This window comes from Empedobacter sp. UBA7620, assembly GCF_002484185.1.
GTDB lineage: Bacteria > Bacteroidota > Bacteroidia > Flavobacteriales > Weeksellaceae > Empedobacter > Empedobacter falsenii_C.
Window position 1 is genome coordinate 51,395 of record NZ_DLJI01000060.1, and the last position, 12,239, is coordinate 63,633.

At 31.1% G+C, this 12,239-nt stretch carries 11 protein-coding genes; 8 read left to right on the forward strand and 3 right to left on the reverse strand.

The window, feature by feature from the left end; translation table 11 throughout:
* Position 1: 1 nt before the first annotated feature.
* The 3 genes from B2217_RS15675 to B2217_RS15685 all read left to right on the forward strand — a co-directional run bounded on the left by B2217_RS15675 (position 2) and on the right by B2217_RS15685 (position 4,697).
* A complete protein-coding gene (locus B2217_RS15675; RefSeq protein ID WP_280037837.1) occupies positions 2-1,048 on the forward strand; it encodes an HlyD family secretion protein in 1,047 nt (348 codons plus the stop codon).
* Between the two features lie 4 nt (positions 1,049-1,052).
* Positions 1,053-2,615 (forward strand): hypothetical protein, encoded by a 1,563-nt coding sequence (locus tag B2217_RS15680; protein ID WP_221855848.1) that lies wholly within the window; start codon positions 1,053-1,055, stop codon positions 2,613-2,615.
* A gap of 495 nt (positions 2,616-3,110) precedes the next feature.
* Positions 3,111-4,697 (forward strand): hypothetical protein, encoded by a 1,587-nt coding sequence (locus B2217_RS15685; protein ID WP_291123124.1) that lies wholly within the window; start codon positions 3,111-3,113, stop codon positions 4,695-4,697.
* On the opposite strand, the gene B2217_RS15690 is transcribed toward B2217_RS15685, so the two are convergent.
* The 3 genes from B2217_RS15690 to B2217_RS15700 all read right to left on the reverse strand — a co-directional run bounded on the left by B2217_RS15690 (position 4,691) and on the right by B2217_RS15700 (position 6,882).
* A complete protein-coding gene (locus B2217_RS15690) occupies positions 4,691-4,954 on the reverse strand; it encodes a hypothetical protein (protein WP_180904691.1) in 264 nt (87 codons plus the stop codon). The genes B2217_RS15685 and B2217_RS15690 overlap by 7 nt on opposite strands.
* An 84-nt stretch (positions 4,955-5,038) precedes the next feature.
* Complete coding sequence (locus B2217_RS15695; protein WP_180904690.1) at positions 5,039-5,908, reverse strand: acyl-CoA thioesterase; 870 nt, start codon at positions 5,906-5,908, stop codon at positions 5,039-5,041.
* An 8-nt stretch (positions 5,909-5,916) separates the two neighbouring features.
* Positions 5,917-6,882, reverse strand: a complete 966-nt coding sequence (locus B2217_RS15700; RefSeq protein ID WP_180904689.1) for an NAD(P)H-dependent flavin oxidoreductase — start codon at positions 6,880-6,882, stop codon at positions 5,917-5,919.
* Positions 6,883-7,073: 191 nt separating this feature from the next.
* Here B2217_RS15700 and B2217_RS15705 point away from each other — a divergent pair, with 191 nt between their 5' ends.
* From B2217_RS15705 to B2217_RS15725, 5 genes are all read left to right on the forward strand, one after another.
* A complete protein-coding gene (locus B2217_RS15705) occupies positions 7,074-7,562 on the forward strand; it encodes a T9SS type A sorting domain-containing protein (protein ID WP_180904688.1) in 489 nt (162 codons plus the stop codon).
* On the forward strand, positions 7,559-9,718 hold the full coding sequence (locus tag B2217_RS15710) for a carbohydrate-binding domain-containing protein (protein WP_180904687.1): 2,160 nt from the start codon (positions 7,559-7,561) through the stop codon (positions 9,716-9,718). The genes B2217_RS15705 and B2217_RS15710 overlap by 4 nt, the downstream gene beginning before the upstream one ends.
* Positions 9,719-9,867: 149 nt before the next feature.
* Positions 9,868-11,319, forward strand: a complete 1,452-nt coding sequence (locus B2217_RS15715) for an MATE family efflux transporter (RefSeq protein ID WP_291123128.1) — start codon at positions 9,868-9,870, stop codon at positions 11,317-11,319.
* A 1-nt stretch (position 11,320) separates the two neighbouring features.
* Entirely contained in the window at positions 11,321-11,557 is a 237-nt protein-coding gene (locus B2217_RS15720; protein ID WP_038336082.1) for a hypothetical protein, read from the forward strand.
* 130 nt (positions 11,558-11,687) lie between these two features.
* On the forward strand, positions 11,688-12,239 hold a 552-nt coding region (locus B2217_RS15725; protein WP_291123131.1), incomplete at its 3' end, for an AMP-binding protein.

The window sequence follows — 12,239 nt, forward strand, 5'->3', positions numbered from 1 at the left end:
AATGGGAAAACAACAGACAAAAGGAGAAAAACGAATGAATAGAACGCTTTCGGCGATTGCTTGGATTTTTATTATCATAGGAATCACTGCAGTGGCTTGGTTTTATTTCTTTTCGAGTTCACATGTCAATACAAATGACGCGCAAGTGCGACAATATATTACACCAGTTTCGAGTAAAGTTTCTGGTTTTATCAAAAAAGTAAATTTCGAAGAAAATCAATTTGTACACAAAGGTGATACGCTTGTTGTGATTGACAATAGAGAGTTTCAGAACCAGATTGATATTGCAGAAGCAAATTTAGAATCGACTTCGCAATCTGTTCTAACGTACGAAAAAGCGGTTGACACAAAATCAAGTGATGTTAATATTGTGAATGCAAATATAGAAGCTGCTAAAATAGAGGTTTGGAGAACTGAAAAAGATTATAATCGTTTCAAAAATTTAGTGCAAGAAGATGCTGCAACCGTGCAACAGTTTGAAGAAGTTGAAGCGAAATATAAACAAGCAAAAGCAAGTTTGAGTGCTTTGGAACAACAACGTAATGCCGTGAATGTTAGTGCGTCTGCAGAACAAACAAAAGTTGCGCCTGCAAAAACTCAAATTTTACAACGAAAAGCCCAATTGAACGATGCTAAACTTATTCTCTCATATACCTATGTTGTAGCACCTTACGATGGTTGGGTTGGAACAAAAAATATACAAGAAGGTCAGTTAATAAAAGAAGGGCAGGCCTTGGTGCAAGTAGTTTCGAAAGAGAAATGGATTGTTGCAAATTTTAAAGAAACGCAAATTGGAGAAATCGATTTGGATCAACCAGTTATTATAAAAGCTGATGCCTACAAATACATTGAGTTTGAAGGAAAAATTGAATCACTTTCGCCAGCTTCTGGGTCTGAGTTTGCTTTGATTAAACCTGATAATGCTACAGGAAACTTCGTGAAAATTGAACAACGTTTTCCTGTAAAAATAATTCTGAAAGAGTCTAAAAACAACGAAAAATTACGTACCGGAATGAATGTAAATGTTTCCGCAGAAAAAGTAAATTAAATAAATGTCACAACAAAATTCAATATTTAATAAATGGGTTCCGCAAAAATTGGTTGTGCCAATTTTTATCCTTGCGCTATTTCCACACTTGATGATTTTGACTATATTCAACATGAATAGTACGTTTACAGCATCATTTTTGGATTTGGAGGTCGACGATTTGCAGTTCCTTTTTTCGATGGCGTATGCCACTATTGTTTGTGGCTTATTTATTCACGTTCGATTTTTTCACTTTTTCAATATCAGAAGTTATTTGCTAACAATGACCATGCTTAACATTTTGGTATTGTTTGGAATGACATTAACTACAAATACAGAATTGATTTTGATTCTGCGTTTTATTCAAGGACCTTTATCGCTTTTCGAAGGTTGTATTTTGTTGCCAATCATTATGTCGAATATTAAAAGTGAACATTCAAAATTGATTGCTTATTCGTTTTTGTACGGCGTAATGTTAACGGGAGATAAATTCACGACTTCAATTGTGAAGTTTGCGATTGAGAATTATAACCACAATATGATGGTGTATACGATTATGAGTTTTCATGTTGTTGCATTAATTATTTATGTATTTTTCTTTAATCACAACAGAATGTTTCCTAAAAAACCATTGTATCAATTAAATTTAGGCGGAATTTTCTTGATGATTATTTCCCTAATTTCTGGTGCATTTTTCTTGATTTATGGAAAAAAATATTATTGGTTCGAATCGCCAATTATTATCATAGCATTTGCATCAACACTCGTTTTTAGTGGTTTATTTTTATTGCATCAAAAAACAGCCAAACGACCTTTGTTTCATTTTGAGATTTTCAAATCAGAACGTGTCATTTTAGGAATATTAATGTTTTTTGTTTTCTATACTTTACGTGCTGGGATGAGCAATATTTACCAAGTCATGTCAACAGTTTGGAAATGGCAATGGGAATATGTGTTGCAGATTCAATATTTTAATGTTGCAGGTTCCATCATTGGTATTGTATTTTCATTTTTCATGGTTAAAAATAAAATTGATTTTAGAAAAATATTTTTTCTTGGATTTGTACTTTTAGCCATGAGCATGTTGTGGTTTAGTCACTTGTTTTATCCAGATACAAAAGTCGAGGCAATAGCGCCAACGTTGATGTTAGAAGGAATTGCGCAAGGTGTTATTTTTACGCCATTAGTGTTGTATATTACAGGTTCTGTACATCCTTCTATTACTGGTAGTGCGGCGCAAGCAGGTACGGCGATTCGTTTTTGGACGACAACAATTGGTTTTTCGCTGATGCAAAATGCAATTTTATACTTGACGACTAAACATCAATTTTTGATGACCAAAAATTTAGACAAAACGAGTCCGATTTTCCAACAACAATGGAATAATTTGTTCAATAAAAATATTGCGAGTCATCTTCCAAAAGAAGCAGAAAGTATTACTGCCGCAGCTTTAAAAGCAAAATTGTATAACCAAGCTTTGTTGGTTAGTAATATTGAGATTTTCCGAACATTGTTTGTTGTGGGAATTATCGCTGCGATTTTTGTAATTCTTTATCAACCGATAAAAAATAGACTTTTACATCGTTAAAATAATTTTTATATATTACTTTTTTATTTAATTGGCGTATTTGATTTAATAGAATCAAGTACGTTTTTTTTATAACAAATTTTTAAAAATGAATATTTTATCAAAATTATTCGATAAAAAGGAGATAGTTTAAAGTTTTTTAAATTTAAAAATGGCGTAAATGAACAAATTATATTCTCAAATAATCAACTTGTTTTTCTGAGACAGCACTTACTTTTGCCATCAAAATAAATCAAACGAAAAATGATTAATTGTTTTAATAAATATTAGTTGTATTTTATTGATTTTAAATTTGTTATGGTTTTATAAAAATGAATCATCGTATTTTAACGATTTATTATTCAGAATCACATTTTAGCCTTTTGACTTTTCTCAGGCAGCTTCCCTTTTTTACTTTTTAGGTAAGATAATCACGAAATCAATAAAATATTTTTAATTAGACAAACTTTCGAATGAATGTTTTGAACTTGATTGTAAAATTGAATAAATAACTCAATGCACAATCAACATCCCATTTTCAAGAAATGGATACCAGAAAAATTGGTACTTCCAATTCTCATTGCCGCGTTGATTCCGCATGTGATGATTCTCTCACTTTTCAATATGAATAGTACGTTTACAGCTTCATTTCTAGATGTTGATGTAGACGATTTACAATTCATTTTTTCTTTGGCTTACGCAACAATTGTATGTGGGCTTTTTATTAACGAACGGCTTTTTCAGTTCTTTAATATTCGTTCCTATTTATTGTTTATGACGATTATCAATATTGTATTAATGTTACTGATTTCGTTGACAACAAATACGCAATTGATTTATCTGCTTCGTGTGATACAAGGAACAACATCTTATCTCGAAGGTTGTATTATAGTTCCGCTAATTATGTCGCGTATAAAAGGCGAATATGGACGATTATTAGGAAATACGTTTTTGTATGGATTTATGATGACGGCTGATAAATACACGACTTCTATTGTGAAATTTGCCATCGAAAATTACAATTTCAATATGGTGATTTATACGGTCATCTTTTTTCATGTTTTATCATTATTGATTTACGTATTTCTTTTTAGTCATGGTAGATTGTATCCCAAAAAACCTTTGTATCAGTTGAATTTGGCTGGTTATTTTTTGATGATGTTGTCATTAATAGCAGGAGCTTTTTTATTGATTTATGGTAAAAGATATTATTGGTTCGAATCGCTTTATATCGTTATTGCGTTTGCTGCAATGCTTATTTTTTCGGGCTTATTTATTTTGCAACAATTAACATCTAAAAAACCGATTTTCCATTTCGAGATTCTTCGCTCCGAAAGAGTTATTGTAGGGATGTTGTTGTTTTTTACATTTTATATTTTCAAATCGAGTATGAGTAACATTTATCAAGTGATGAATGTTGTTTGGAAATGGCATTGGGAGTTTGTTTTGCAAATACAATATTATAATTGTGCCGGAATTTATATCGGAGCATTGTTTGCTTATTACATCATTACACAATTTCAAACGCAATATAAGTATGTGTTTTTTGGAGGTTTTTTTTGTTTAACGTTTGCTATGTTGTGGTTTAGTTACATTTTGGTTCCAGATACTCGTCCGAATGCAGTTATTCCGCCATTGTTGATGGAAGGAATGGGACAAGGAATGTTGTTTGCGCCAATTTTGCAATATATGGTATGTTCTGTACATGCTAATTTTTCTATGAATACCATGCAAGCAGCAGTTGCAATGCGTTATTGGTCGTCGACAATTAGTTTTTCGATTATGCAAAATGCAATTCTTTTCTTGACGACTAAACATCAATTTTTGATGACGAAAAATTTAGATATTACCAATACGATTTTTCAAGAACAATGGAATAATCTATTCAATAAACACAATACAACTCATTTAGTAAATGAATCTATCAGTTTGACAGCAAGTAATCTGAAATCTCAATTGTATAACCAAGCCTTGTTGATTGCAGATATTCAAATTTTTAGAACTTTATTTTATTTCGGAATTGTAATGATGGTTTTTATTATGATTTATAATCCAATCAAAAACGTTTTACATCTTAGGAAAAAGAGAAAAGAGAGTCATTGATTCTCTTTTTTTCTAGTATTTATTTCTGCGTTTATTTTCGCTAAATCTGTTATAAGAGGAATAAAAGTTACAGAACATGATAATAAAATAACGAATGTTACATTGATATCATATTTGTTTGTCATTTTCAGAATTAATAGAATGACTGCTATAAGTAATAATGGGATTTGAATGCTAAGATTTAGTTTGTTAACTTTTTTTCTTTTTTCATTTAATTCTTCTAATGATAATTCGCTCAAAGATTTTTCTTTGTTCATTTTAATTGTTTTATTAAAGATAGTAAAATCAAATTAAAAAATAGATTTAAATAAAAAAGCTAACCAATTGGTTAGCTTTTTTCGTTATTTATCTTTAATGATTGGTCTGATTAAACCTTCTTGTGCAACACTACAAATTAGTTCACCAGAACGATTGAATAAATTTCCTCTTGTAAAACCTCTTGTGTCATTTGCACTTGGAGATTCAACATTAACTAATATCCAATCATGCAAATTTGGTTCTCTGTGAAACCAAATCGAATGATCTAAACTTGCCATTTGCGTATTTCCAAAATGAGCTTTAGAAGCATGTGGTTTTATCGCTGTTGATAACAAATTGTAATCAGAGCTATAAGCAATTAATTGCTGAATAATAGGTAAAGGTAACCCCTCTGGAGCATCATTAAAAGTTAACCAAACATTACTGAAATTAGGATAATCTTTTTTATCAAAAGGATTGACAAATTCAACAGGTTTGAAATCTAATGGACGTTCTGCTAAGACAAATCGCATAATTGATTTTGGTAAAACCGAACCAAATTGCTCTGCTACATCATTCCAGCTCATTAATTCTTCTGGAGGTGTTACAACAGGCATTTCTTCTTGATGTTCGTAACCTTCTTGCTTTAACTGAAATGAACAAGCCATTACAAAAATAGGCACACTGTCTTGCTTTGCTGTAACAACACGCGTACTAAAACTTCCTCCATCACGAAGATTTGCTACTTCAAAATAGATAGGTTTTTCTAAATGTCCAGGTAAAATAAAGTAGGAGTGAAGGGAATGACAAAAACGATCTGTAGGAACAGTTTGATACGCCGCGTGTAAAGCTTGGCTTACAACTTGACCTCCAAAAACATTTGGACTTCCCATAAAAGAACTTTTCCCTTCGAATAAATTTTCTTCTAGTTTTTTGAGAGAAATTAATTCGATGAGTTCTTGAGTAGTTTTCATTATTAAGTTTAAAATTTCAAATTATTTAATTTCTGCACATTTTGTTCTAATGCACATTTATATTCATTTTTCATTCGATTGATTAATTCTTCGGTTGAAATAATATCATGAATTCCAGAAACTCCGTGTCCAGCAGACCAAATGTCTTTCCATGCTTTATGTCCATCTCCTCCAATTAATTTCGAAAAATCTTCTTCTTTCTTTTCGTCTAAATCAATTCCAGAATGAATAATACTTGGTTTCAAGAAATTTGCATTTACACCAGAAATTCCATCTGTATAAATCACATCTTCGAAAGTAGAATCGACTAACATTGTTTTATAATCTTGATCAGCAGACGCTTCTTTTGTCGCAATAAAACGAGTTCCGATGTATGCAAAATCAGCACCCATATTTTCGGCTGCTAAGATATCATTTCCGTTGTTCATCGCACCTGCTAAAATTAAACAACCATCATAAAAAGTACGAATGTCATCAATCAAAGCAAAAGGATTAGCCGTACCAGCATGTCCACCAGCACCAGAAGCTACAGCAATAATTCCGTCTACACCAGCTTCGGCAGCTTTTTCTGCATGACGTTTTTTGATCACATCATGAAAAACCAAACCTCCATAACTATGAACTGCATCTACAACTTGTTTTACAGCACCAAGTGACGTAATAATAAGCGGTACTTTATATTTTGCACATAAAGCTAAATCACCTTCGAGACGAGGATTTGTTTTGTTAACGATTAAATTCACTCCAAATGGAGCTGCTTTTTTACCTGTTTCTTTTTCAAATTGTTTTAATTGAAAAGTGATATCAATTAACATTTGTTCGAAATCTTCGGCAGTTCTTCCATTCAAAGAAGGAAAAGTTCCGCATACTCCATTTTTACATGCTTCTACAACTAATTCAGTTCGAGAAACAAGAAACATAGGAGAAGTGATTAAAGGTAAATCTAAACTATTTTTAAATTCTTGTAGGGTCATACTAAAATTTTTTTTGATGTGGTATAGGATGCAATATAAGGATAATTTAGAATGAAAATCTAGAAGTTTTTAATAGAAAAAATGAATTTAACGTTCTTTTATAAAAAAATATTTACCGACAAATTTTAACGGTTTACCGATTAAATTTAGAAATGAATAATTGAAATTTTAGTTTTGATAAAACACTATATATGAAACTAAATAACAAATTTCTAATTAGGTTCTTGTTTGCGATTTTTTTGTTTGTAAGTTATAATGCTTGCGCACAAACAAATATAGTTATCAATTACTATACAGGAACCCAGCAACAATATGCTGTTGAAGATTCTGGAAAATTATTTTTTTCAAATGATAATTTAATCATTAAAACATCACTTGAAAGTACTGAAATTAATATTCCAGTTTCAATTATTTCGAAGATTACGTTTAAAAATTCTCTAGCAGTAGAAGATATTAAGCAGAATAGAGAACAAATCATCATTTATCCAAATCCTGCAACTAATTATTTTAAAATTTCTTCTAAAGAAGCAAAATCTACGTTAAATATTTATAATTCGGTGGGGCAATTAGTCTTATCTAAAGTCTACAAAAAAAATGAAGATATAAATGTATCAAATTTATTACCTGGGATTTATTTTATAAAAGTGAATGGTTCAACTTTAAAATTAATAAAGAAATGAGAAGTTTTTTACTGATTTTTATTCTTGCTTTGATTCCATTTGGAGTAAAAGCTCAGCATAATATAAATGTTCATTATGCAGGAAATACTATTTACAAATCCGAAATTACTAAAGTTGATAGTATAAAATTAACGAATCAATTTGTTAATATCAAAGAATCTTCAATTGCATCAACTTTTGAAATTCAGAAATCATTTATTGATAGTATTTCCTTTGATACTAATCCTATAAATGAAAGAGAAATTTTTGTGATTTATAATGGATTAGAAAATGCAACAATTATTAATCCCTATAGTGATAAAGGCGTTGTGATTTTTGTAAATGGAGGAACGGTTTCAGCGATTTCTATTGCTGGAATTACAAACTTGGTTTATAATTTAATAGGAACATCATCAAATGGATCTTTTTCGCTTAATACTGATTTGTCTTCAAAATTAGTATTTAATAATTTGAATTTAACAAATCCAAACGGAGCTGCAGTCTCGATTAGTGGAAAGAAAACAACAACTATTGATGTAAAACAAAATTCTAAAAATACTTTAATAGATGGAACTGGAGGAAGTAATTCTGGTGTAGTGACAAGTAATGGAGCGCTTATTTTTGAAAATACAGGAAATTTAACAATCAAAGGATATAAAAAGCATGGAATAAATTCGAGTTCTTTGATTACTGTAAATAATGGAAATATTGTTGTTGAAACTGCTGTTAGCGATGGATTACATTCTGAAGGCTTTACAATGATTGATGGAAATCTGAAAGTAAATTCTTTAAGTGACGGAATTGATGCAGGAGATGGAAAAATAACTATTTCTAACGGAAATATTGATATTGTTTCGACTTCAGATGATGTAAAAGCAATAAAAAATGGAGCAGCAGATGTTGATATTTCAGGTGGGACAATTGTTTTAACAGTTTCAGGCGCGGCTTCAAAAGGTATAAAATCGAATCAAAATATTAATATATCAGATGCAAATATTACAGCATCTATAAGTAGTAAAGTAATTCTTGAAGCAATTGGAAGTGGATATGATCCATCGTATGGAACAGTATTAAAATCAGACAAAAATATTACCATTAATTCAGGAACGTATGATTTCACGCTAACCGCTGCTTCTCAAGGAGGAAAAGGAATTTCTGCTGATGGAGAAATTATCATTAATGGAGGTTCAATAAACATTAAAACTGCTGCGACTGGTGCCGTTTATGTAAATGAAAGCGGAATAAAAGATTCTTATGCTTCTACTGCTATAACAGCTGATACTAATATTTATCTTAATGGAGGAAATATTACAATTACAAGTACTGGTAATGGAGGAAAAGGAATTTCGGCTGATGGTAATATTACAATAGGAGAGTTGAATAAAGATAATTCTTTGTTAAATCTAAATATTACAACATCTGGGGAAAGATTTCTTGTATCAGGATCTGGTAATAATGCAGATTATGCAAATCCTAAAGCCGTAAAAGCAGATGGTAATTTAACTGTTAATAGTGGAACGATAACAATAAAAGGAACACAAAATGCAGATGGAGGAGAAGGCTTGGAAAGTAAAGCAGTTCTTACAATTAATGATGGAATAATTAATATTGAAACCTATGATGATGCAATTAATGCAGCTACAGCTATAATAATTAATGGAGGAAATACATGGGTGAAAGCAAGAGGAAATGATGGGATTGATAGTAATGGAACGCTTACTATAAATGGAGGGTTTACAGTTTCAAACGGAGCTAGATCACCAGAAGAAGGTTTTGATTGTGATAATAATACATTCAAAATAACTGGAGGTACAATAATAGGAACAGGTGGAGCAACGAGTAATCCTACTACGAATGTAAGTACGCAGCGATCAATAAAAATCACAACAACTTTAACCAATAATATATCAACAATCATTAATCTAAAAAGTTCTACTGGAACGCGAATTTTAACATATAGAGTTCCTGCTTTTTCTTCTAATGGAAATGGTAATTCAGTTACTATTTTAATCACAGATCCTTTAATTTTAAACGGAAATTACACGATTAGTAAAGGGGCTTCAGTTTCTGGAGGAACAGAATCTCTAAGTGGGTATATTGTGGGAGGAACAGTGACTGAAGGAAGCACAATAAAATCATTTACGGTTAGCACTATGTTGACAACTGTTTCGTTGTAAAACGATTTAAATGAAATATACTGATATAGAAAAAAGATCAAAATTTTATTTTGATCTTTTTTTATTGATTAATTTTAAATTACATCACAATTTCTAAATGTAGAAGCAAAACCTTTGCTGTATCTTTGCAATCGTAAATAGAAAATAAATTGGAATTAAAAGAGCATTTAAGGCGTAATATCAAATTAGCATTTCCTGTAATGATTACTCAAATGGGACAAATTTCTGTCAACATTATTGATAACATTATGGTTGGTGGTTTAGGTGGGAAATATGATAATATAGAAGATGAGGTTTTGGGTAAAACAGCTCTAGCAGCAGCTTCTTTAGGAAATTCATTGTTTTTTGCAGTTTTAGTATTTGCTTTTGGATTTAGTTTTGCGCTGTCACCATTGATTGCGGCAGAAGATTCGAAAGGCGATAAAAAAATGGCTGCAAATTATTTTTCGCACAGTTTGGTCTTGAATATTACTTTATCAATCGGTTTATTCTTATTGATTACATTCCTAAAACCGCTGATGTTCTACATGGGACAACCCGCTGATGTGGTAGAAAAATGTATTCCGTATCTAACTATTATGACATTTTCGATGATTCCATTGATGATTTTTCAAACATTTCGTCAATTATCAGAAGGTTTATCATTAACGATTCCCGTTACAATTGCGACAATTTTAAGTAACGTTGTCAATATTACGTTAAACTATGGTTGGATTTATGGAAACTGGGGATTCCCACGTTTAGAAGCCGCTGGTGCAGCTTGGGGAACATTCGTTGCACGTTCAGTAATGATGATTTTCTTGATTATAGTTTTATTTAATTTCAAGAAAACGAAATCTGTATTACAAGAAGTTCAATTTAAGGCAAGTAATTTTCAGAAAGCTATTTTCAGAAAAATTGCTGGAATTGGAATTCCAACCGCGTTAACTTCTTTCTTCGAAATGAGTGCATTCTCTTTGGCAGCCTTTGTTTGCGGTTATACATTTACAAATTCTATTGCAGATCAAGAATTAGCTAAAGTAAATTTAGCAGCGCATCAAATTGCGATAAATTTAGCTTCCACAACTTTTATGATGTGTACAGGAATTGGAGTTGCAGCAACGGTTCGTATCGGAAATCAATTAGGTTTAAAAGATTACAAAACCTTACGAGAAGCAGGTTGGTCTTGTATTTTAATGGTATTATCATTTATGATTTTGTGCGGAATTTTATTCATTATTTTCCGTTATCAATTACCAACAATTTATTTAGACAATCCAGACGTTATCAATTTAGCTGCATCATTATTAATTATTGCCTCGCTTTTCCAAATGTCAGATGGCGTTCAATTGGTATTATTAGGTGCTTTGAGAGGAATGACCGATGTTAAAATTCCTTCTATTCTAACGTTTATATCATATTGGTTAATCGCAATTCCGATTGGTGTAGTATTAGCAATTGTTTTCGAAATGCGTGCGTTTGGAATGTGGATTGGTTTAGGAACTGGATTAACAGCTTCGGCAGTGTTTTTGATGATTCGTTACAATCGTCAAACGAAGAAAATGATTAGGGAAAATCCTAATACAGAAATAATTTTAGAAGATAAATTAAAAAACATATAAAATGGAATTACCAAAATTTTTATTGGCTGATAACTCTACAATGCCAGACAAAATCTTTATTTTACATACAGATTATCCTCGTTTTTTATTAGACGTAGAAACTGACGATATCGAGTGGTTTGAAGATATTTCTGAAGAAGAAGATAACGAAGAATTTAATACTGAAATTGCTAATTTAATCGAAGACGCTTTAGATTTTTATGATCAAGAAATGTCTTTGTTAGATGACGAAGAATAAGTCTTAAATTAATAAAATTTCCATGTTTTTNNGGTTTTTATTGGTGTAAGATTTACACTAAAATAATTTTATATGCTTGCATTATAATTTTTTTATTAGTATTTTGCAACTAAGAAAATTATTCAAAACCATGGAAATAAAAAGATTATTTGATTTTCCACAAAATCAATTAGAAAATAATCCTCGAGAAGATGCATTGGTGTCTAAGGTGAACGGAACTTGGGTGAAAACATCTACGCAAGAATACGTTGCCAAAGCAAATGCATTTAGTCGAGGATTATTACAATTAGGAATCAAGCCACAAGATAAAATTGCAATAGTCACTTCAACTAATCGTACCGAATGGAACATCTGTGATATCGGTATTCAGCAAGTTGGAGCGATTTCCGTTCCATTATATCCAACACTTTCCGAAGACGATTTTGATTATATCTTAAACAATGCTGAATGTAAATTTATCATTGTTTCTGATAAAGGTTTATATGATACGGTTGCAGCCGTAAAAGATAAAGTGTCAACATTGGTTGGTATTTATAGTTTTGATGAAATTGCTGGAGTTCCAAATTATAAAGAAATTTTAGATTTGGGTGAAGATAATTCAACGCAACATGAAGTGGATAGTATCAAAGAGATGATAAAACCATCTGATATGGCGACTTTGATTTATACTTCTGGAACAACA